The organism is Micrococcaceae bacterium Sec5.1, assembly GCA_039636795.1.
Lineage (GTDB): Bacteria > Actinomycetota > Actinomycetes > Actinomycetales > Micrococcaceae > Arthrobacter.
Map to the genome: position 1 here is coordinate 3,040,899 of CP143430.1, position 21,856 is coordinate 3,062,754.

Consider the following 21,856-nt stretch of genomic DNA (forward strand, 5'->3'; position numbering starts at 1 on the left):
GCAGTCTTGTTCTTACCGCTCGACGGCGGCTACCGCACTGATCTCCACCAGCGCCCCGGGAACGCCCAAACGGGACACAAACGCTGCTGTCACGAGGGGCGGCTCGTCGGCGGCGAGGTCTGCCGCGATGGCCCCATACCCTGCCGCGAGGTCGGCACCGTCCACGAAGAGAACCGTCCACTGCACAACATCGCTGAGGGTTGCCCCGGCAGCCGCCAGCGCGGTCTTTGCGTTCGCCAAGGCGCGGGCAGATTGCACTCCAACATCACCTTCGCCGATAAGCGAACCGCCACTGTCGACCGAGTTCTGGCCACCGACGTAGATGGTGGTGGCGTTTGGAGGGACGATGGCTACGTGGCTGAATGCGGGGCTGGAGACAAGCCCCTCGGGCCTGATGCGCTGGATGGATGACATGACTGTATGCTGCCATCCCCGACCAATTGCCAAAAGGGGGTGCGGCCTAGCGCCCGGGCTGGCCGGCTTCGTCATTCAGGCACCCGTCATTCAGGCGACGGCCGCCGTCGTTGCTGTTTGGTTGCTGCCCTCTGTACTTTTGCGGCGCGGTGCCGCTGGGCAGACCCGCGGGTGGGCTTCGTTGCCCTGCGCACAGTCCTTGGGGCAAGGCCGGCCACCACAATGTCAGCGAACTTGGCCAGGGCACTCTCGCGGTTGCGTAACTGCGAGCGCTGCTCGGAGGCTGTGACAGTGATGACACCGTCGACGAGTCGCTTCTCCAGTCGACGCAGCAGGATCTCCCTTTGGCTTTCTGTCAACGCTTCCGACATGGCTACGTTCCAGAAAAGCTCAGCCCTGCTGTCGGTTGTGTTGACGTGTTGACCGCCCGGTCCTGATGAACGCGAGAACCGCCAGCCGAGTTCCGAGGCCGGAATCGTGAGGGAAGGCGAGATTTCCAAGTCCATGGAACAAGCGTTGCACGTCAGGGGTGGGTCTTCCCAGCGGAGCGGCGCTTCGACGTGACGTGTCAGAGTAGCTTTGCAGGTCAGAGCAGGTTTGCAGTCAGCGTTGAGGCGACAAACCGGCCATACTGCTCTGCGCTCCACCCTCGTTTCAGGACGAGGCTCTCGAACAGTTCGGGGGTGGTGCACGCGAACATGACGTCCGCGGCCTCTTCCGGGGACAAGCCCGGACGAAGCAGGCCACGGGCAATCAGTTGGCGCGCGTTGTGCAGCATCCGGCGATGGCGGGCGTCGTCGACGTCCTTCAGGAGGTTGGCCATGTCGGCATCCCCTGTTGCGGCGGCGTCGCGGATGAGCAGGATGATCGGCGCCGCGAGGGGGCCGATTTCTGCAGTGAACCGGCCGAACTGCTCCATCAGTGCTCGCGGGTCGTCTGCCGCCTCTTGTGCGAGGTCTGAGCGCTGTTCGGCAGGCGCGCCGCCCTTGCCAAGGAGGCTCTGCTCGTGGAGGGCCCGGACGAGACCAGCCTTGCTGCCAAAGTTCTTGTAGATGGACTCGGCCGACACCCCGGACGCACCTGCAATTTCGGCGATGGTGGTTGCGCCGAAACCCTGCAGGAGAAACAGTTCCCGGGCGCGCGCAAGGATGGTGCGCCGGGATGCCTCGGCCGCTTGGCGGCGACGGCTTGCATCGTAGCTGCGTTGAGTCCCGGATGTTCCGCCGGGACTCTTGATTCCGGTTGTCATGACTTCTAGACTCCAATCAATACAGAGAACTGTATTGAATTCAAGATACCAGCCCTGCCCGCCCGTGAGGGGAAAATTGCGGGGCACCAAGGAGTCACCATGGCAACCGTGGAGGGACTTGAGCGCCTTCCGGAAGGACCCGTTCGCCGGATGTTCGCAGCTTCCGGACGCCACGACCTTGACGCTTTGGTCGCCGAATTCGCCGACGACTACGTCAACATCACGCCGATTCATCCCGAACGGAATTTCACCGGCAGCGCCCAGGTCCGCGCCAACTGGACCAGCCTTTTTGCTGGCATCCCCGATCTCACACCGGCAATCGCCGACGCCGCAGAAGGCAAGCACGGAACCATTTGGGTGGAATGGGGCGCCCGGGGCACCAGGCGCGATGCCACGCCGGTGGAACTTGCCGGCGTCGCGATCTTTACAGTGCGCCAGGAGCGAATCGCCTCCGTGCGTTTCTATCTCGAACCTGTGGAACGTACTTCAGGTGACATCGACGACGCCGTCCAGGCCACTGCGGGCGCGGGTCTTCTGGCTGGGGCCGTACTTCCGACATCGCAGGGGTCATGATCCTCGTAGTGGGTGGCACGGGCCGCCTGGGTTCACGCCTTACCGGGGAGCTGGTTGGGCACGGGGCTTCTGTGCGGGTCATGGCCAGGGGCGAATCCCAGCCATTCCCAGGAAAGCCGATGGACGGCGTCGAGCTTGTCCGTGGGTCCCTCGCCTCAGGCACGGACTGCGGGCGGGGCGTTGCCGGGTGCAGCCATGTGGTGTTTGCGGCGTCGGGCTTTGGGCTGAAAAGGGGCGGCAACCCGCGCACTGTGGACCGCGACGGCGCACTGCGGCTCATCGATGCCGCATCCCGGGCGGGCGTGGAGCATGTGGTCATGATGTCGATGCATGGGGCAGCTCCGGATGCCCCTCTGGATTTCCTGCGCATGAAGTACGCAGCGGAGGAGGCGCTGAAGGCCTCGGGCATGGCGTGGTCAGTGATCCGAATGGGAGCAAACCTCGAGCAGTTCCTCGATTCAATGAGCCAGCCCCTTCACACGAAGGGCAGGGTGCTTGTCTTCGGTTCGGGACGGGCACCAGTGACATTTACGTCGACGCCGGACGCTGCAGCCGCTGTCTTGTTGGCTCTTTCCGGCCCTTCCTTGCATGGAAGGACCATTGAGTGGGGGTCCGAAACGCATTCCTTCAACACGCTCGCGGAAGCTGTCCTCGCGCACGCCGGAAAGGGTTCGATCCAACGGATACCAGTGGCAGCCTTACGGGTGATGGCCGCCGTCGCACGTCCGATTTCGCCGTTTATGGCCCGGATGGCGAGGGCGGCCCTGTGGATGGAATCGGGAGAGGCGTCCTTCAATCCAGCGGTGCAACGTGCCGCCTTCCCTGAAATTCCGGTGATCGGACTGCGTGAGAGTTTGGACCAGATCAGGAGCACGTGAGTCGTGGTGCAAACCGTCCTTCGGGAGGACAATGCTAGGCACAACCCGAAATCTCGTGAGGAGCAGACATGGGTGAGCCAACTACAGAAGCGACATCAGCGCAGTTGACGGTGGACTTGATCATATCCCTGGACGGGTATGCCTCCGCCGAGGGCTGGCCCGGCTGGTGGGGACTGGAATCCCCGGAATACCTTGCCTGGCTCGAGGAGGAAGGGAAGAAGGAGTTCACCACTCTTATGGGGGCCAACACCTACCGGGTGATGTCAAGCATGTCAGAGCAGGCCGCGGGCGAAGACTCCGGCTTCTCCGAGGAAGAGGGAGCGGCATTGACCGGCCTGGCGGCCGTGCCAAAGATCATCTTCTCGTCCACTCTTCAGGAACCGCTGGCCTGGCCGAATTCTGAACTGGTGGGCGGTGATGCGGTGGAAGCTGTCAAGGAGCTGAAGCGGACCCGGACCGGCGCCCTGACCACTCTGGGAAGCCTCAGCCTCTGTCGCTCCTTGTTGACGGCCGGACTCGTGGACCGCTACAGGATTGTTGTTTTCCCCGTGATCACAGGCCGCACCGGCAGGGAGCGGATTTATGACGGGTATCCTGACATTTCCCTTGAAATGGTGAACAGCAGGACTTTCGATGGTCAACTGCAGCTGCTGGAGTACATACCCACCTTGATCAGCGGTCCGCCTGTCCGGCAGCCGTGAACAACGGCTCCAGCGAATCCGAATAGCTGGACAGTATTTCGGCAAACGTGAGCAGTTGGAATCCTTCAGTGCGGCACAGGAGTGGCTCGCAGCTGGTTCCCTTCGCGGAAAGCGTCGCAATTCCCCATGGATGCGTTGGCTCGCCGACCGTGATGCCTGCTGCGTCGAACGTGTCACGGAGCACGTAACGCGTGACGGTCCGCCAGGACTGCAGGAACGGTGACCGCAACTGCTCAATGAGTTCTTCGTCGTTGGCGTCGTAGGCCGCCCACAGGTTCATGGACAGCTCGTCCCACTCCTTGGCGTCGCGGACCATGAGGTGGGCGGCCCGGAGGCGCGCAATCGTTTCGTTCAACGTCATGGTCAGTCCCCAAACTTCCTGTCGTTTTTGATCTTCCGCCACCCACCTGCGCGATTGTTGGCGGCAATCTGTCGCAGCATCTCAATCAGGGGCTTCGTAGGTACTTCGTCATCGACGTAAAAGCTGATCATTCGGCCAGTCTTGTTATCGTGCCCGGCTGTAATGATCCCGGCAGGGTCGGGAACAATTGCGCCATCATAGAGAAAGAGGTTGACGTGGTTCTTGGCCGCGAGCAAAGCACAGACGTTTCCCTCCAGGACAAAGTACGGCTGAACCCGTCTCTTGATCGTCTCCACGACGTCCGGTTCTGCCTCGTGGATCACGTCCCGCAGTTCCTCACAAACTGCTTTTTGCCAGGCCGGGAGGGCGTCCATGTAACTATCGACTCCGGGATGGCGCGCGTAGTTCCCCATGACGTTATTAGGGCATCACACCCCACGGCTTGTCCAGAGCAGGGGATTGTCCATACCAGGGGATTGTCCATACCACGAGGTTGAAGGTGATGAGTAGGCTTGCTCACATGCACGACGTCGAGCGGTTCCGGGTTCTCCTGGAGGAGGAACGCGCCCGGAAGCTTGCGCTGCTGAAGGCGCTGCGCAGCGACATCACGGGAGTCAGCCTTGCCCGCCAGGACTCGAACGTCGACGACGAGCATGATCCTGAAGGCACAACCATCGCCTTCGAGCTCTCACAGGCCTCGGCGCTGCTGGACCAGAGCCGTATCGGCCTGGAGCAGATTGAGGCCGCATTGCAGCGGATTTCGGATGGAACGTACGGTATATGCGCGATTTGTGGTGTCGCCATTCCCGAAGGGCGGCTCGAAGCCAGGCCGTGGACGCCCTATTGCGTGAGTCACGCCTCAGGTAACCGGTAAAACCCGGTAAACAGTAAAACCCAGGCAGATATGAAACCCGCCCCAGCGCAATTCACGCCATGTCAGGGCTGATGGGGACGAACTCGATACCCTGCTGGACCTTCTTTTTTGGTCCCCGGTCGAAGCCCTTGCCGTCGAGGTTGTTTCCTGCCCGGAACGCGGCCAACGCATCGTCGAAGATTTCGTTGAGCCGCTTGCCCTGGAAAACCTTCTGGGTGCCGTCGGCAAAGGTGATGGACACGGAGGCGCTGGCGGGAAAATGCCGGCTCATTCGGATGAAGCCTTGGGAATCCTGCCGGAGGGAGATCATTACTTGTCCACGCTTTCAGTATCTGGGTTCCACCACAATTCACGGTGAAGTCCCACTCTGTCATTCCGAGGGACTTTCCGCCTCATTTACATTCCCTTGATCGGGGGCCACAATAGCGCCCATGTCCATACTCAAGGTGCCATCCGAGTCCGAGGCCACGGGTCTGACCGCCGAAATCTACCAAGCCGATCTGCAGTCGATGGGCTATGTTCCGAGCCACACGAAGGCCATGAGCATAAACCCGGAGGCGTACAAGGCATGGCAGGCACTGGTTAAGGCAATCGTGTCATCGCTGGGTTTGCGACGATACGAACTTGTGACACTCGCCGCCGCCCAGGCTATCGGTTCCTCCCACTGCCGGTTGGCCCATGGGAAGAAGACGTTGGCCATCATTGATGAGGAGCAACTACTCGCTGTCGCCCGGGACTACAGGGATGCCGGGCTGCCCCCGGAGGAAGTCGCGATGATGGACTACGCGGTCAGGCTCAGCACCGATGCGGCTGCAATGAACGACGACGACACGCAGCACCTTCGCGATCTGGGCTTCAGCGACCGGGAGATTGCCGACATCACTCTCGCTGCCACTGCCAGGAACTACTTCAGCCGCGCACTTCTTGCCCTGGCCGTGGACCTCGATGTACCTCCAGGCGTGACCGCCGAGCTTCAGGACGCCTTGTTGACGCCGCTGCCGGCTCAAGGTGACTGAACGGCTTCGGTGTTGGCACGGTCTGCGGATGCCCCTTGCCTCCGGCTCGCCAGCAGGAATGGCACCGAAATGAGCTCGATGATGCCCGCCATGGCCAACGAGGCCGGGTAGCCGTAGAGGTCGGCGCCCCGGCCAAGGAGCGGCTGAACCACCACTCCGCCGCTTGAGCCCATGAGCGAATCGAAGCTCAGGACCGTGGCCCGCTGCTTCGAGGGGATCATGTCGTTGACGTACGCCTGCCGGACCGGGGTTGCTGCGGAACCGACCACCGCCCAGAGTGCCAGCAGCACCAGTGCCAGCCAAAAGACACGCGTGAAGCCGAGGACGACCAGGATCACGAATCCTGCCAGGCCGCCAAGGATGAGCACCGAGGTTCGTTTATGGAATAAACGCCGGGCATGCGGCGCAAGCCAGCCACCCAGGATTTGCGAACCGGCCACAATTGCAGCGGCCAGACCCGCAATGGAATAGGCCCGCGGGTCGCCATACAGGTCAAGAAGGAATGGCTGCAGGGCGTAGAAGACATAAATCCCGACGCCGGCACTAAAGGGAGCGGCCAGCATGACGTACCGGACGGGCGGGTTTTTCAAGCCGTTCTCGATCGAGGCAGAAAGTACTGCGCGGGTGGCTCGGAGGGGGTGAGTGGACCGCTCAGGTGAGAACCCGACGTCGTGCATTAACCCAAACGCTACGGCGAACATGGCAACCAGAACGAAAACCCGAATGAGGAACGGGACGCCAAGGTTGGTGACTTGGGCGATCACCCCACCTGCCACTGAACCCAGCAGCATCGCCACACCCTGCACCATCTGGCCGCGCCCCAGAACGGTTTCAAGGCCGCCTTCATAGCCGGAGAAGCGCAAGGCATCCACCAGCCAGGCTTCCACGGCTCCGGAGAAGAACGTGAACCCGAGACCAAGGAGCACCGACACAACGGCCCACATCCAAAACGGTGCGGAAATCTGCCAGAGCACGTAGTACAAGTACGTAGACGCCGCCAACGTGATCGTTCCAAGCAGGAACGACGTGCGGCGGCCCCAGCCATCAGCGACAACGCCTGTGGGTATCTCGAAAAGGACCATTCCGGCTGTGAAGAAAGCGTTGGCCGCGAAGGCTTCAAGGTTGCTCAAGCCCGCATCAAGCAGGAAAAGCGTGTTGATACCCCAGATGAAGGAAGCAGCCACCGTGTTGCCCAGCGTCAGCGTGAGATAGACACGTTGAATCTTTCTGGCGGCGTCGTTCAGGGTGTCGCCGCCAGCGCTGGGAGGGGTGACCACAAGCCCATTCTCGTCCCGTTGCCGTGCGTCCGCCAGAGCCCGTGGGCACAGTTTGCTACCTCAGAGTTTGCTACGTCCCGTGTGTGGTTGGGATGCCCTGGGACGTTGCCCACTCGCTGACGTCCCGGCGCTCAATTGCCGCCGCCATCATCTCCGGAAACAGGTCCGGCGTGCAGGCAAAAGCCGGGACACCAATCCCGGCGAGCGCTGCGGCGTGGCTGGAGTCGAAGGACGGATGACCACTGTCGCTCAGGGCAAGCAAGGCGATCATGGTAGTTCCCGCGCCAACAATCGAAGCGGCACGGCGCAGCATCTCCTCGGCTATCCCACCTTCGTAAAGGTCACTGATCAGCACCAGGATGGTCTCAGCTGGCTTGGTGATCTGATCCTGGCAATAGGCCAGGGCGCGATTGATGTCGGTACCACCACCGAGCTGCACACCAAACAACACGTCCACGGGATCATCCAGGTCCTCGGTCAGATCAACGACTTCGGTATCGAAGACCACCAGACGGGTGCTCACGGAACGCAGTGAACTGAGCACCGCGCCGAAGACGCTGGAGTACACCACGGATTCCGCCATGGATCCTGATTGGTCGATGCACAGGATGATCTCGCGCTGGATCTCCGTGCTGCGCCGGGCATGGCCATGGAGTTGTTCGGGCACAACCGTCCGATATTCGGGCTGGTAATGCTTAAGGTTGGCCGCAACGGTCCTGTTCCAGTCAATATCCCTGTGCCGTGGTCGCCTGGTCCGGGCGGACCGATTCAGCGCCCCGGCGACAGCCTGAACGGTCTTTGCGCGCAAACGATCCTCAAGATCCTTGGTCACTTGGCGAACCACAGACCTTGCTGTCTCGCGCGACTGCTCGGGGATAACCCTGCCCAGGCCAACAAGCGTGCTTACCAAGGCGATATCCGCTTGGACCGTTCGCAACATCTCGGGTTCAAGGAGCAATTGCCGCAGCCCCAGACGGTCCATTGCGTCAGCCTGCATCACCTGGACCACGGAAGAGGGGAAATATCCCCGGATATCTCCGAGCCACCGAGCCACGCGTGGACTCGAGGCCCCGAGCCCACCTCGGCGAGTGGAACCCGCGCCATATAGCTCCTCAAGATCCTGGTCACGCCGGGCATCATCGGCCGAGAGCTGGACGCGCTCGCCGTCGGCTTTTGAGATGCCGTCTGCCTCGTTACCGCCCAGCACGAGACGCCAACGGCCCAGCCGGTCGCGCCCCCGATCCTCCTCAAAGTTGCCATCTGTCATGTGATCTCCTCCCATCCGAGGATTCTGGCCATCGTCCTGATGGCTGGGCTTGCCGCAGCCAGGTCAAAGCTTGTACCTGCTGTGGTGTCCCGCGAGGCGCCGGAACGGCTCAGCTGCTCACCGATCTCGCGCCGTTCAGGGCGGCTGAAGGCCGAGAATGTCCTGCGCAGGAGCGGCAGCACGTCCTCGAAAACCTCGTCCTGCACGCCATCCACCCACTCATCCACAATCTGAAGGAGGCGGCGATCATGGATCAGCAGCGTGGCATCGCCGGACAGCAGCCCATCCAACCAGGCCGCAGCCTCGGGGGCCGGGGCTGCGACAGACAAACGGCGGCTGAGGTTCGCCGCAACGTCTTCGGCGTCCACCAGGGCGGCGTCCAGCAGGAGACGTAGAGCACGACCGGCCACGGAGCCGTGGATCCGGTCAGAATGTGCCACCGCGGCGAGCGCTGAATGCCAGTCGTCCAAGGGCAAGTCCGGGAGCAGGGACAGCCCGTCCTGGGCGGAGTCGATCGCCCCGCGCATGACGGTGGCAGCCTCGTCGTCCAAAGCTGCGCACGCTGTGGGCAGGCCAACGCAGGCGCGCACGACAGTGGCTTCCAGGATCTTTCGGACATTGCTCACGTCCACCCCGCGCACGTTTCCGTACCGGCATGTGCGGGCAAGAGGCGCAATGGTTTCCAGGAGCGGGGGAACGTCCTGCTGGAGCGCTGTTCGTTCAGCAAGAGCGGAGACGACGCCGGAAATACCGTCCGGGAGGTCCGCGAGCAGGCAGTTTGCCAGCAGTTCGGACAGGACAGGAAGGCCGTCGGCGGCCTGGGCTTCTTCGGTCACAAACGCCGCTGCGGCGGAGGCAACTGTTGTGCCGTACCGGCTGGCTTCCACCAAGGACAGGGCGAGTTCAGGCTTCCAGAGAAGGGTCCACGCCTCCTTGAACGTGCCGGTGGTACGGCCGGTGTCAGTGGGCACGCCCCAGTCCACACCCAGCAGTGACAGGCGATGGAGCAGCACGGAACGCGCCAGTTGGTTGGGTTTTCGCAGGTCCAAGACCCTGACCTCTTCCATGGCGCTGGCTTTCATCCTCAGTTTGCGTTGTGCCGCGGCGAGGTCAGCAGCCAGCGGAAGCGTAGGCGCGGAGTCCGGCACCCTGCCGAAATCCCGTCCGACACTTAGTTCGCGATGTACCAGTGCCAACGGCAGGGGAGAGCCATCGCACAGGACGGCCTGCGCAGCGTCGTCCAGTTCGGGTAACCCCGGGCTTGGCCGACCCCGAACGGCAGCGAGGGTCTTTGCCATCCGGCTCGCCTCCACCACGGAGGCCGTCGAGGCGTCGAGGTTTTCCTTGCGCAAAGCCCGGGCAACTCGAACAAGCCAGGTCGTAGACACATCCACGCCTGGATCCTGGGCCATCCAGTGCGCGAACAGATGCTGATACCAGCCCGGTGCCGTCACACCTGCCCCGTATCCGCTCCGCAGGCTGAGCCGGTCCGATGTCCACGGGACCCATGTCACGGCCACCTTGGCCTTGGGCAGGCCAGAGAGTACTTTGTTGTCCGCGGAAACGGAGGGGAAGCCGGCGGGCACGAGTGCTGGTGCATGGTAGGCGCCGCAGACCACAGCGATACGACCATATCCTTCACGAATCGCCGCTCTCAGGATGCGCCGCATTGCCGCTTCCCGGCGGTGGTTCTCCACGACGTCCGGATGATCGGGGGATCGGTCGTCCAGTGCCCGGATTTCGGAAATGGCATCGATCAAGGCCTCGAAGCGCTCCACGGGGTTTGAGTTGCGGTGCTCGACGGCGTCCTCCCACCAGCGCTCGGCATCGCTGTACCCGGCAGCTTCTGCCAGGATGCCGATTGCATCCGGGCGGTACGGCTGATCCGGGGTGGAAATCGACTCAACGGCTTCGGCAGCTACCCTCAGTCCGAACGTGTGTGCCGCTGGCAGATCGATGGCCTGCACGGGGGTCCCTGTGGACAGCGCCCAGCGGATGGCTACCCATTCAGGTGAGAAGCTGGCCATGGGATAAAAGGAAGCCAACCGCGGCTCATCCACTGCATAGATCAGGCCGGCTACGGGAGGAACCATCCCTGGATCGGTGATGAGCGGAATGACTTGGTCGAGCTCAGGTGGGCCCTCGACCAGCACCAGATCCGGGCGAAGGGTAGCCAACGCTTCGGCCACCGAGTGCGCCGAGCCGGGTCCGTGGTGCCGGATCCCCAGAATGTGGACGTCAGTCATCGCCTAGGTCGTCGACTCGAGGTCACGGCAGGCCCGATAGAGGTCCTTCCACTCGGGTCGGTTCCGCACCACCGTCTCCAGGTACTCCTGCCAAATCACCCTGTCTTGTACAGGATCCTTGATCACTGCGCCCACCAAGCTCGCCGCAACGTCATCGGCCCGGACCGTTCCGTCGCCGAAGTGCGCAGCGAGGGACAGCCCGTTGGTCATCACGGAAATGGCCTCCGCCGTGGACAGAGTGGCCGACGGGGATTTGATGGTGGTGCGTTGATCCTGGGTGACCCCGGAACGCAGTTCACGCATGACGGTGACAACCCTGCGGATTTCGGAGAGGGCCGCCAAGTCTGCCGGAAGCTCCAGCGCCTCGCCCAAGCTGCGCACACGTGTTGTCACGATCTCCACCTCCTGATCGATAGTGTCCGGAAGCGGCAGGACAACTGTGTTGAACCGCCGGCGGAGAGCCGAGGAGAGCTCGTTGACGCCTTTGTCGCGGTTGTTCGCGGTGGCGATCACATTGAACCCCTTGCGGGCCTGCACTTCCTCATTGAGTTCGGGGATGGGCAGAGTCTTCTCGCTGAGGATGGTGATGAGGGAATCCTGGACGTCAGAGGGGATGCGCGTCAGTTCTTCCACGCGCACCAGGCTGCCGGCCTCCATTGCACGCATCACAGGTCCCGGAACCATGGCTGCCCTCGAGGGACCTTCGGCGAGTAGTCGTGCATAGTTCCACCCGTACCGCAATGCTTCTTCGGGTGTTCCCGCCGTGCCCTGGACCACCAGCGTGGACGCGCCCGAAATAGCCGCGGCCAGGTGCTCGCCAAGCCAGGTCTTCGCAGTTCCCGGCACGCCCAGGAGCAGCAGGGCCCGGTCCGTAGCAAGGGATGCCACAGCGATTTCCACCAAACGCTCCTGACCCAGGTATTTCGGCGTGATCTCAGCGCCATTGGGTAGGGTTCCGCCCAGGATGTAGGTGGTGACCGCCCATGGTGAGAGGCGCCAACTGGGTGGCCGGGGCCGGTCGTCAACCGCCGCCAACACACTGAGTTCATCGGCGTACGCATTTTCGGCGTGGGCCCGGAGAACATCGGTTCCGTATGGGGCATCTGTCATTGGAAGGCCTCCGTGAGGGATTGTCGGAATGCTTGGTATTGAACAGCGTCGCGGAGCACCCGACGCCGGGCAGGGTCCTCGTCTGAACGCTCCAGAAGGCGTCGGCATTGCTCGGCGGCCTCCGGCGGCAGCGCGGTTGGCAGCACCTGCGCCAGCATGGCCGCCAATTGGCCACCGTTCTTGCCGGCAATCAGCCCGAGCAGCGCATCAGCCAACCCCAACCCCCACGGCTGGTGCAGATCCCGTAACAGCGGAACCAAGGTCAGGGGCTGGTCAATGCCATTGCGGATGTACCCTTCCAGCCATTGCTCACGCTCACCAGCAGGCAGGCAACCCAGCAGCCGCACGTCGGTCCGGACGGTCAGCAGCGCGCGGATCCACTCGAGGTCTTTCCGGCTCACAGCAGCTGTGATGAGGCCATCCAGGACCCGGGGCTCGGGTTTCAGGAGTTCCACAGTTGAGGCCGGGCCGCGGCCGGACACGGATGTCCAGACCTCAAGCGGTGCACCCCTGATGATGATGTCCAATCGCGCCAGTCTGTCAGGTTCACCACTGCGTTGGTTGGACGGGATGCCGTCGCGTACAGCTTGCTCATCCGGGTCTGGCGGAAGATCGATGTCGATCCGCTTGTTCAACAGCCCCTTCAAATGCAGCAGGGGAAGCAGCCGGGCAGACATGCGCCCGGCTCGGAGACTGCCAGGGAGTCGGTCCAACAATCCGGTTGCCACCTCGCGCACACTCTTCGCTTTGTCGTCCAAGGCGCGTTCCAACAGCTCTTCGTCGTCGCTGCCCATGTTCGTGGCCAACAGGGCCAGTTGATGTGCGCGTTCCCGGGCGCTTAGGTCATCCCAGTGCGTCGCCAGCCTCTTACGTGCAGCTGCAGGGTCAGTGCTTCGGAGGCGTTCAAGGTCCGCCCTGGCGTCTTCGCTCCCCAGCTCTGCCCCTTCATCGGCCGGCTTCGGAACTGATGTTTTTGAGAGACTTTGAAGCCAGCGGCCGCGGGTTCCGATGGCTGGCTCCAAGCGCTTGAAGACAGCTGCTTTAGTTTCGGCCAACGCGAACATCGCCGGAAGCAGTCGGTGCGGGACCCGGCGTCGTGATTCTTCTGCCAGCTGAAGCCAGTCCACTACCAACTGGTTCCTCAACTCCAGTCCGACCGGCGGTTGAGTGAGCAGGAGTTCCAGCAGCCGGGCAGCTTCTCCAGCGGCCTGCGGCTCCGTATCAGGCGACGCCGGCAGCGGCAGAGTGGCGGCGGGCGCTTGGGCGGGTCTGCGGGACGCGCGGATGACGACATCCGCCATGGCGGCCTGGTCCAGCACCTCTTCCTCACGGGACAATCCTTCGGGAGGGCGCACACCCAGTCCAGCTGGCGGAGACGGCGCGGAATGCCTCCCTGTTCCTACGAGTGCGGCAGTGCGTAACCCGTCCAACCATGTCAGCTCGTCCAACCACGTCATGGAGTCACCACCGCGTCATCGACGACGACGGTCAGCGGCCGCAGGCGGCCATCCTCCAGTTCGCCGAAAACATCCACCGGGTGCCCGCCCGTCAGCGCCAGCAGCGAATCGAGGGGAGCATCCATCAAGGGAAGAGCGTTGTCGTTACCGTCAAGCAGCCAACCATGGTCCTCCGGCAGGATGGTGACGCCGGCCAACAGTACCGGCTGACGGTCGCGCCACGGTGAGCGGGCAACAGCGGCTGACTGCTGCTCGAGGGCTTGGGCGATGGTGCAGCCAGGACCGAGGCTGGTGGCCAGTCCTTGTGATGCAACGGCACTGGTGAACATCGCGCGTTGCGGCGGGGAGCCGGGGTAGCGGGCAACCGTGACGTCCAACAGGGCGCCCGCGAGTTGAGGTGTCGCGAGCCCTTGGCCTTGCCCGGCAAAATCCAGGATGACCACCACCGTGCCATCGGGACCCCGGAGCCAGGTCCGCTGCTGTTGGAGCCGGCCGTCGTCGCTTCGATGGGCTCCCAGTACCAGCCATGGGCCGGGGAGCGCCTCGGTATCGTTGACGTCGGCCGATGCAGTGGCCCAACCGACGGCTGCTTTAACGTCTGCAAATTCCTCGGCGGACAGCGTGTCCCGTGCGGCCCAGGCTTTGGTCAGCGCCCACCAGCGGCCTGCATGAAGCAACAGGTGGTCTGCCCAGTCGGTCCTGCCGTGGACCTCCGAAGCCATGGTCCGCACTTGTTCGGCAAGGCCGGGCAACTGGGAGTCGACCAATCGGGCCGCCACACCATCCCACCAGGAATAGGGCTGGCTGCGGGCGGCGGCAAGCCCGGTCCGGATCAGGTCGGTGAGCCAGCGGGCGAAGTCTGCGATTCCTGCATCCATGAGTGCTTGTCGCTCGGCGAGCCGCTTCGCCTGCGCTTCGGGATCCGATGCCTCCCCTGACTTCCTGCGGTCCTTGGCGGTGGCACGTTCTGCGCGCTGGCCTGCCCATTCCTGCGCGAAGTCCGCCGTCTCGGCCGAAGCCTCTGCAGCCTCACCCCGTGCCCACAGAAGAAGCAGTGCCAGGGCGTGTTTGCAGGGAAATTTGCGGCTCGGACATGAGCATCGGTAGGCAGGGGCGACGATGTCCACGCTCACTTGATAGGGCGTTTTCCCGCTGCCTTGGCATTTGCCCCAAACCAGGACGTCGTTGCTCCCTGAGTCCGACCACGGGCCGGGACGTGCCAGTTTTCGTGCCGCTGCCAAAGACGATTCGTCGGGGGCGGCGTTGATGACTCTCTCTTCGCTCCAACGCCCCATGAGGGCTATTCTGCCTGACACCTGCGACGCTTTGGGAGAGGACCGCGACAGCGCGGCGATTTGCTGCCGGGAGCCTTGCCCGGCTCCCGGCAGCTGCCTCCGTCGTTACGCCTGGTGGCTGACCAGATCGGCGTCCGTTGTGGTCGACTTTTCCCGCTGCCCGGAATGCACAGTGGTCCCGGAATGCACGGTGGCGAAGAACTCACCGAGTTCCGCGGTGGCTGTCAGTGGGAGCACGTTCGCGACGTATTGGTCGGGACGAACCACCACAACCACACCGTCGCGGCTGAGGCCGCGCATATCGAAAATGTCGTTGGCGGGGTCCGTCCCGAAGACCTTCTCCAGGTAGGTGAGCTTGAACGGTCCAACGGTCGGCTTGAACGCCGTGGGGACGGCATTGATGTCTACGTTGGTGTGGTCCTGTTGGTAGATCACCTTCACATCGAACCAGGCGTCACGGTCAGCGTCCGACGGCGTCGCGGCCAGCGGTGAATCCGGCGAGTTCGCAATCCACTCAGCGAGGTCCGCGACGGGTCCCGGGGCGCCTGCAGGGGCGGCGTCGGCAAAGACGTAGATGCGCCAGCGCCCGTCTGCCTTGGCATGGTGGCCGAGGTGCATCGGGTTCGTGTCGCAGACCCGCAGGACCGGGGCAGACTTGAAGCGTTTGCCAATCGGGAAACCGGTGGCCAACTCTTGGTGTTTCGCTTCGGCCACGAGCATGGACGGAGCGTACTGAGTCATGAAGCCTGCAGGGAACTCGGCCGTGCTGGTGTAGAAAGTCTCCAGCTCCGCCGGGTCTTCGAACTCTTCGGGCTTCTTGGCCATCAGGGTGGACCATTGCTTGTCGAAGTCGATGAGGTTCTTCGCGACCACCTGGCGCTCAGCCGAGTAAGTATCCAGCAGGCTTTCGGGGCTGCGGCCTTCCAGGACGTGCCCGAGCTTCCAGCCGATGTTGAAGCCGTCCTGCATGGAAACGTTCATTCCCTGCCCGGCCTTAGCGCTGTGCGTGTGGCAGGCATCGCCGGTGATGAAGACACGTGGCGTGCGCGTGCCGCGTTCCTCCGGCAGGACGTCGTCGAACCTGTCTGTGAGCCGGTGGCCTACCTCGTAAACGCTGTGCCAGGCGACGTTGCGGACATCCAGAGTGTACGGGTGGAGGATGTCGTTGGCTTTCTGGATGATCTGCTCGATGGTCGTTTTCCGCACGGCGCCGTGATCCTCCAGTTTTACCTCGCCGAGGTCCACGTACATGCGGAACAGGTGGCCGCCCTCGCGGGGGATCAGCAGGATGCTGCCGCCGGCACCGGATTGGATAGCACATTTGGTGCGGATGTCCGGGAAGTCCGTGATGGCCAGGACGTCCATGACCCCCCAGGCATGGTTTGCCTGGTCACCTGCCAGATGGCATCCGATGGACTCGCGGACCTTGCTGCGTGCCCCGTCCGCACCGACGACGTACTTAGCCCGGATGGTGCGCTCCTTACCCTCGTTGGCCCCGGAGGTGTAACCGAGGGTCACCTCCACCGGGTAGTCACCCTCGCCGGTGACCTTCAGGCCGTGGAACTCGTAGCCATAGTCAGGCTTCATACGCGTGGGGGAGTTGGCCATGAACTCCGCGAAGTAATCCAGCACGCGGGCCTGGTTCACGATCAGGTGCGGGAACTCGCTGATACCTGTGGGGTCATCCACTGCCCGGGCAGCCCGGACGATGCGCGAGTGGTCAGCGGGGTCCGGCTTCCAGAACGCCATTTCGGTGATGCGGTATGCCTCGGCAATGATCCGCTCGGCAAACCCGAAAGCCTGGAAAGTCTCGACGCTGCGGGCCTGAATGCCGTCGGCCTGGCCGATCGCCAGACGCCCGGGCCGGCGCTCAATAATACGTGTGGTGATATCCGGGAACTGGGCCAGTTGCGCCGCAGTCAGCATCCCCGCAGGACCGGTGCCCACGATAAGAACATCAACTTCATCGGGAAGCTCGGCCGGGCGGTTGATTCCGACGCCGGCGGCCGGCTCGACTCGAGGGTCACCGGATACGTAACCGTGGTGGTGGAACTGCACGGGCTTTCCTCACTTCTTTGTGGGTCGAAATTATCTGATGTTCTATAGTTGAACACGTTGTTCTATTATCGCTCACATTATCGTAATGCGGCTCACAGTGCGGATCAAGTCTTTGCCCAGCCCACCGACGAGGTTTAGCTCAGGTTCACGGTGATTCCGGGCAGGACGTGTCAGGATCAGGTATGCCTCGACTCATGCTCCTGGACACTGCCTCCTTGTATTTCCGCGCCTTCTACGGCATTCCGGACTCCATCCGCCGCTCCGACGGCACACCAGTCAACGCCGTCCGTGGCCTGATGGACATGGTTGCCCGCCTCACCACCGAGTATGAAGCGACCCACGTGGTCGCTTGCTGGGACAATGACTGGCGCCCGAAATGGCGGGTTGAGCTGATCCCCAGCTACAAGGCGCACAGGGTGGCAGAAATCGTCCCGGTGGGCCCCGACGTCGAAATCGTTCCCGATCCTCTCGAAGCGCAGATCCCGCTGATCCGCCACGTGCTGGACCTTGCGGGAATTGCTGTGGTGGGCATGGATGACCATGAAGCTGACGATGTTGTAGGCACGTACGCCAGCCTGGCGCAGCTGCCAACCGATGTGGTCACGGGTGACCGGGACCTTTTCCAGCTCGTCGATGACGATCGGGACGTCCGCGTCATTTACACCGCCCGTGGCATGAGGAACCTCGAAGTGGTGACCGACGTCGTCGTCGTTGGAAAGTACCGCGTGCTGCCGCAACAGTACGCCGACTACGCCACGCTGCGCGGCGATTCCTCCGACGGACTCCCGGGCGTGGCCGGCATCGGCGAGAAAACGGCCGCGTCTTTGCTCGCGGAATACGGCTCCCTGGAGGACCTCCTGGAGGCAGCAGAGGATCCCGACGGCGGACTGTCCAGTTCCGTACGCGCCAAGCTTTCCGCAGCGGCCGGATACCTGAAGGTGGCGCCCGCGGTCGTAAACGTGGTTCGCGACTTGAAGGTTCCCACCCTTGAGGAGGCAGGCGCCCAGCTGCGCCCCGTGACAGGTGAGGCACGCGCTGAGCTTGAGCGCTTGGCCACGGACTGGAACCTGGGTGGTTCGGTCAAGCGATTGCTTGCGGCCTTGGACACCCAACCGCACCTTCACAGCTGATTGACAGCTTCACAACAGCGTGGGCTTGGGTGATCGACTCATTGTAGTAACAGGACGGTGTTACAGATCGTCTGGAAGTTACAAGCTGTCTGGAAGTTATAGGCCGCTCGGACGGCTCAGCAGCCGTTACAGCGGCGCCGGATTGAGGAGAGGCACCATGTCAAAGACCAAGAGAATCACGCTGGGCATTACAGCCGGAGCGTTGGCGCTGGGTGCAGGGCTGGGTGTCACCAGCGTTGCTTCAGCCACCACGACGCCGACGCCGAGCGCAACGTCGTCAGCCGATGCCACCACGCCCCCGGAGGGCCACGGAAGGCCCGGAGTCCACGGCCCCGACCGCGGTCAACTCGCAGCGGACCTTGCCGCCAAGTTGGGAGTGGACGAAGCCAAAGTCACCGACGCGTTGAAGGCCTTCAGAGAAGCGAATAAGCCCACCACTCCACCAACTCAAGGCACCGAGGGAACCAAGCCGGACCGGACGGCGCAGGAGGCCGCCATGGCCAAGTCCCTGGCCGCTGCGCTGGGCATTGATGAATCCAAGGTCACTGCCGCCTTGCAAGAAATCCGCACTGCGGCCCAGGAGGAGCGCGCCGCTGCCCTCAAGACCAGGCTGGACAAGGCCGTCACGGACGGCAAGCTCACACAAGCCGAAGCTGACGCCGTCACCAAGGCTGTTGAAGCCGGAGTTATCGGAGGCGGCGGCCGCTAAGGCCCCTGCCCGCGAGCCGCTGAGGCTCTGCTAGCGAAGAGAAGAAACCACGACGCCTACACTTGGCAACAAAGGATCCCCCGGACAGTGCTCGTAACACCTCCGGGGGATCCTTTGCGTGCACGCCCTTGTCACCAGTGGCGACCCTATCCAGGCCTGAACCTGTCCACGACAGGACATTCAAAGGGTTCGCCAGCGAAGAGACCCACGTTGTTCAAGTACCTGACGACGATTGCGTACGAAGCTGCCAGTGAAGTCTCCGTGTAAGGGATGTCCAGTTCCCGGCAACATTCCTTGACGATTCCGGAGGCACGCTGCAGGTAAGGCCTGGGCATGTCCGGGAAGAGGTGGTGTTCGATCTGCCGGTTCAGTCCGCCCATAAGTGCGTCAAGGAACCGTCCCCCGGAAATGTTCCGGGCAGTAAGAACCTGGCGGTTCAGGAAATCCGCCCTGCTGGATGCTGGCAGGATGGGCATGCCTTTGTGATTGGGGGCGAATGCAGCGCCCATATAAAAGCCGAAGACGCCCAATTGGACGCCAAGGAAGGCAAAGGCCATTCCCAGCGGCAACAAGGAGAACACCAAAACCGGCACCACAAGCAGGCGCAGCATAAGGACAGGGATTTCCACCCAGCGGTGATCTGCCTTTCGTTGGCGTAACAAGTACTTCAACGAATCAACATGCAGGCTCGCACCGAGGAAGAACAACAGGGGGAACAGCAACCATCCCTGTTTCCGGGTGACACTCACCATTGGGCCGCGACGCGATGCGGCGGCCTCGGGATGGAAGGCGATGGCGCCTGTGTGGATATCCGGGTCCTTATCGATGACATTGGGGAAGTTGTGGTGCCGGGTATGCTTTTGGGCCCACATCGCATAACTGATTCCCACCAACCCCGTGCCAATCAGGCGCGCGGACCATTCGTTCATGCTCTTGGATTTGAACACCTGGCGATGGGCGGCCTCATGTGCGAGAAACGCGAATTGAGTGAGGACAACGCCCATGCCCGCCGCGATCAAGAGCTGGAACCACGTGTCCCGCAAGAGAAGAAAGCCACTCCATGTTCCGGCCCACGCCAGCATCAGAATCACGAAAACCGTGATGTAGAAACCCCGGCGGCGCTTCAGCAAGCCCGCACTGCGGACGGACTTCAGGAGGGCTGCATAGGAGTTAACCATCCGGGCGGCGGCACCGCGTTCCGGAAAAAAGTCTTCGGGAGAGCGTGATGATGCCATGATGCCTCGAACCAGTTACCGGCGGGAAAACACATCGTTTATCCACTGTTCCTCAGGATACGCCCGGCAGCCCTGGATGGAACGGGAAATTTCTTTTGAGAGGTTGTCGATTTCGCCTCGCACTGTTCGACCCATGAATGAGAAGGTCGAAGGGCGACCTTCCACAACACAGGAGATTGAGTGCAATGGCCAAGTACATGCTGATCATGCGGGCAACCGACGAATCGTTCGCCAAGTTCGAGAACATCGACTTCAACGAAATCCTCGAAGCGATGGGCAAGTTCAACGACGAACTGATCCGGGCTGGAGTGCTGCTCGCTGCTGAAGGACTGGACGATGCAAAGGAAACCGTCGTGGTCGACTTCACCGGTGACACCCCGGTGGTCACTGATGGCCCGTACGGTGAAACGAAGGAACTGTTTGCCGGTTACTACATCCTGGATGTCGCCTCCAAGCAGGAAGCAATCGAGTGGGCCAAGCGTGCTCCGATGACCGCAGGCAGCAAGACAGAGATCCGCCGGGTCACCAGCATCGACGAATTCCCCCAAGACAACGAATGGATCCAAAAGGAGCGGGCTTGGCGCGAGCGGACCGGACAGCTGTAGACGGGACGGCCATTGCTTCGGGGGAGCACCTGCAACGAGCAGCACCAGACGTGAGCAGCACCAGACGTGAGCAGCAACTGACGTGAGCAGCAACGAGGTAAGGGCCGCCGTCGAAGCGGTGTGGCGCAGCGAATCCGCCCGCATCGTCGGCGCCCTTGCCCGCTATACAGGGGACTTTCCACTGGCAGAGGACCTCGCACAGGAAGCACTCGCAGAGGCCCTCGTCTCGTGGTCTGTCAATGGCGCACCTGCCGAGCCGGTGGGATGGCTCCTCACAGCGGGTCGTCGTCGTGCCATCGATGCTTTCCGGCGGCGGGCAGCCCTGGACGAGAAATACGCGCTTCTGGCACGCGATCTCACAGAGGAAGAAGCGGGTGTGGATACGCTGTTCAACCCCCAAGCCATTGATGACGATGTCCTGGCCCTGATGTTCATTTCCTGCCACCCCGTGGTGTCCAGGGAGGCCCGGATTGCCATGACACTTCGCGTTGTGGGCGGCATGACCACGGATGAGATCGCCAAGGCATTCCTGGTCCCGGTGCCAACCATCCAGGCGCGCATCACCAGGGCAAAGAAGACTCTCGCCGCTGCCCGCATCCCGTTTGCAGTGCCCGAGGCCGATCAGGTTCCTGAGCGGCTTGGTTCGGTGCTGAATGTCCTCTACCTGATCTTCACGGAGGGGGCCTACGCTTCCGGAGGAGAAAACTGGATGCGCACCGAGTTGGCGAGTGAAGCACGTCGACTTGCCCGGGTGTTGGTCCGCGTGGCGCCGGAACCCGAAGCATTCGGATTGCTGGCACTGATGGAACTCACAGCCGCGCGATTCCCGGCAAGGCTCGACGCAGCTGGCCAACCGGTACTGCTGGAAGACCAGGATCGACGTCGGTGGGATCAGTCAGCAATCCGGCGCGGACGCGCAGCACTTTCGACGGCGGTGGATGCCGGCCGTGGGCTCGGCGCCTACGGGCTCCAGGCTTCCATTGCCGAATGCCATGCTGTGGCGCGCACGGTGGAGGACACAGACTGGGAGCGAATCGTGGTCCTGTACGAGTCACTTGGGCGACTCACGCCGTCGCCAATCATTGATTTGAACCATGCCGTCGCCGTCTCCATGGCCTCTGGCCCGGCCGCCGGACTGGACCTCGTTGACGGATTGGCGGCCCGGGGTGAACTCAAGGGATCGCATCTCTTGCCGGCGGTCAAGGGCGAGCTGCTGTCGCGGCTTGGGCGCCCTGAAGAAGCGAACGAGGCTTTTCACCAGGCTCTTGAGCTGTGCTCAAACGGCGCGGAACGATTGGCCCTTGAGCGAAAGATTAAGGACTTGGAACTCATGTAGCGTCAACAACGGGCCGCGCGAATGGGTACACCTCGGCTGCACTCCGCGTCTGGTCGTCGTGAGGC

At 62.6% G+C, this 21,856-nt stretch carries 23 protein-coding genes; 9 read left to right on the forward strand and 14 right to left on the reverse strand.

What is annotated here, in order from left to right; all coding sequences use genetic code 11:
- Positions 1-12: 12 nt before the first annotated feature.
- From VUN82_13800 to VUN82_13810, 3 genes are all read right to left on the reverse strand, one after another.
- Positions 13-414: a RidA family protein gene (locus VUN82_13800; GenBank protein ID XAS70196.1), complete on the reverse strand. Its 402-nt coding sequence runs from the start codon at positions 412-414 to the stop codon at positions 13-15.
- Between the two features lie 86 nt (positions 415-500).
- Positions 501-920 (reverse strand): alternative ribosome rescue aminoacyl-tRNA hydrolase ArfB, encoded by a 420-nt coding sequence (arfB, locus tag VUN82_13805; GenBank protein ID XAS70197.1) that lies wholly within the window; start codon positions 918-920, stop codon positions 501-503.
- An 80-nt stretch (positions 921-1,000) separates the two neighbouring features.
- Positions 1,001-1,663: a helix-turn-helix domain-containing protein gene (locus tag VUN82_13810; GenBank protein ID XAS70198.1), complete on the reverse strand. Its 663-nt coding sequence runs from the start codon at positions 1,661-1,663 to the stop codon at positions 1,001-1,003.
- A 99-nt stretch (positions 1,664-1,762) separates the two neighbouring features.
- Here VUN82_13810 and VUN82_13815 point away from each other — a divergent pair, with 99 nt between their 5' ends.
- The 3 genes from VUN82_13815 (at position 1,763) to VUN82_13825 (ending at position 3,815) form a co-directional block, all read left to right on the forward strand.
- A complete protein-coding gene (locus tag VUN82_13815) occupies positions 1,763-2,236 on the forward strand; it encodes a nuclear transport factor 2 family protein (protein ID XAS70199.1) in 474 nt (157 codons plus the stop codon).
- Positions 2,233-3,114 (forward strand): NAD(P)H-binding protein, encoded by an 882-nt coding sequence (locus tag VUN82_13820; GenBank protein ID XAS70200.1) that lies wholly within the window; start codon positions 2,233-2,235, stop codon positions 3,112-3,114. The genes VUN82_13815 and VUN82_13820 overlap by 4 nt, the downstream gene beginning before the upstream one ends.
- Positions 3,115-3,182: 68 nt before the next feature.
- The gene (locus tag VUN82_13825) at positions 3,183-3,815 is read left to right on the forward strand and encodes a dihydrofolate reductase family protein (GenBank protein XAS70201.1); all 633 of its coding nucleotides are present in this window, start codon (positions 3,183-3,185) and stop codon (positions 3,813-3,815) included.
- Here the strand turns inward: VUN82_13825 and VUN82_13830 are convergent.
- On the reverse strand, positions 3,787-4,176 hold the full coding sequence (locus VUN82_13830; GenBank protein XAS70202.1) for a hypothetical protein: 390 nt from the start codon (positions 4,174-4,176) through the stop codon (positions 3,787-3,789). The genes VUN82_13825 and VUN82_13830 overlap by 29 nt on opposite strands.
- 2 nt (positions 4,177-4,178) lie before the next feature.
- Complete coding sequence (locus VUN82_13835) at positions 4,179-4,589, reverse strand: DUF1801 domain-containing protein (GenBank protein XAS70203.1); 411 nt, start codon at positions 4,587-4,589, stop codon at positions 4,179-4,181.
- Positions 4,590-4,696: 107 nt separating this feature from the next.
- On the opposite strand from VUN82_13835, the gene VUN82_13840 reads away from it, so the two are divergent.
- Positions 4,697-5,050: a TraR/DksA C4-type zinc finger protein gene (locus VUN82_13840; GenBank protein ID XAS74683.1), complete on the forward strand. Its 354-nt coding sequence runs from the start codon at positions 4,697-4,699 to the stop codon at positions 5,048-5,050.
- Positions 5,051-5,102: 52 nt separating this feature from the next.
- On the opposite strand, the gene VUN82_13845 is transcribed toward VUN82_13840, so the two are convergent.
- Complete coding sequence (locus VUN82_13845) at positions 5,103-5,321, reverse strand: hypothetical protein (GenBank protein ID XAS70204.1); 219 nt, start codon at positions 5,319-5,321, stop codon at positions 5,103-5,105.
- 160 nt (positions 5,322-5,481) lie between these two features.
- On the opposite strand from VUN82_13845, the gene VUN82_13850 reads away from it, so the two are divergent.
- Positions 5,482-6,066, forward strand: a complete 585-nt coding sequence (locus VUN82_13850; GenBank protein ID XAS70205.1) for a peroxidase-related enzyme — start codon at positions 5,482-5,484, stop codon at positions 6,064-6,066.
- Here the strand turns inward: VUN82_13850 and VUN82_13855 are convergent.
- The 7 genes from VUN82_13855 to VUN82_13885 all read right to left on the reverse strand — a co-directional run bounded on the left by VUN82_13855 (position 6,054) and on the right by VUN82_13885 (position 16,776).
- On the reverse strand, positions 6,054-7,310 hold the full coding sequence (locus tag VUN82_13855; GenBank protein ID XAS74684.1) for an MFS transporter: 1,257 nt from the start codon (positions 7,308-7,310) through the stop codon (positions 6,054-6,056). The two genes, VUN82_13850 and VUN82_13855, sit on opposite strands and share 13 nt — an antisense overlap.
- A 103-nt stretch (positions 7,311-7,413) precedes the next feature.
- The gene (locus VUN82_13860; protein XAS70206.1) at positions 7,414-8,610 is read right to left on the reverse strand and encodes a VWA domain-containing protein; all 1,197 of its coding nucleotides are present in this window, start codon (positions 8,608-8,610) and stop codon (positions 7,414-7,416) included.
- Positions 8,607-10,856: a DUF5682 family protein gene (locus VUN82_13865; protein XAS70207.1), complete on the reverse strand. Its 2,250-nt coding sequence runs from the start codon at positions 10,854-10,856 to the stop codon at positions 8,607-8,609. Before VUN82_13865 ends, VUN82_13860 begins: the two co-directional genes overlap by 4 nt.
- 3 nt (positions 10,857-10,859) lie before the next feature.
- On the reverse strand, positions 10,860-11,966 hold the full coding sequence (locus VUN82_13870; GenBank protein XAS70208.1) for an AAA family ATPase: 1,107 nt from the start codon (positions 11,964-11,966) through the stop codon (positions 10,860-10,862).
- The gene (locus tag VUN82_13875) at positions 11,963-13,423 is read right to left on the reverse strand and encodes a DUF5691 domain-containing protein (GenBank protein ID XAS70209.1); all 1,461 of its coding nucleotides are present in this window, start codon (positions 13,421-13,423) and stop codon (positions 11,963-11,965) included. Before VUN82_13875 ends, VUN82_13870 begins: the two co-directional genes overlap by 4 nt.
- On the reverse strand, positions 13,420-14,718 hold the full coding sequence (locus VUN82_13880; protein XAS70210.1) for an SWIM zinc finger family protein: 1,299 nt from the start codon (positions 14,716-14,718) through the stop codon (positions 13,420-13,422). Before VUN82_13880 ends, VUN82_13875 begins: the two co-directional genes overlap by 4 nt.
- A 105-nt stretch (positions 14,719-14,823) precedes the next feature.
- Positions 14,824-16,776 carry an FAD-binding monooxygenase gene (locus tag VUN82_13885; GenBank protein XAS70211.1) on the reverse strand — a complete coding sequence of 651 codons (1,953 nt, stop codon included), beginning with the start codon at positions 16,774-16,776 and terminating at the stop codon, positions 14,824-14,826.
- Positions 16,777-16,958: 182 nt separating this feature from the next.
- Here VUN82_13885 and VUN82_13890 point away from each other — a divergent pair, with 182 nt between their 5' ends.
- On the forward strand, positions 16,959-17,906 hold the full coding sequence (locus tag VUN82_13890) for a 5'-3' exonuclease (protein ID XAS70212.1): 948 nt from the start codon (positions 16,959-16,961) through the stop codon (positions 17,904-17,906).
- A 157-nt stretch (positions 17,907-18,063) separates the two neighbouring features.
- A complete protein-coding gene (locus VUN82_13895) occupies positions 18,064-18,615 on the forward strand; it encodes a hypothetical protein (protein XAS70213.1) in 552 nt (183 codons plus the stop codon).
- A 146-nt stretch (positions 18,616-18,761) separates the two neighbouring features.
- Here VUN82_13895 and VUN82_13900 read toward each other — a convergent pair whose 3' ends face one another.
- Entirely contained in the window at positions 18,762-19,850 is a 1,089-nt protein-coding gene (locus tag VUN82_13900) for an acyl-CoA desaturase (protein XAS70214.1), read from the reverse strand.
- A 185-nt stretch (positions 19,851-20,035) separates the two neighbouring features.
- Here VUN82_13900 and VUN82_13905 point away from each other — a divergent pair, with 185 nt between their 5' ends.
- Complete coding sequence (locus tag VUN82_13905) at positions 20,036-20,455, forward strand: YciI family protein (protein ID XAS70215.1); 420 nt, start codon at positions 20,036-20,038, stop codon at positions 20,453-20,455.
- A gap of 82 nt (positions 20,456-20,537) precedes the next feature.
- On the forward strand, positions 20,538-21,791 hold the full coding sequence (locus VUN82_13910; GenBank protein XAS70216.1) for an RNA polymerase sigma factor: 1,254 nt from the start codon (positions 20,538-20,540) through the stop codon (positions 21,789-21,791).
- The last annotated feature ends 65 nt before the right edge of the window (positions 21,792-21,856 follow it).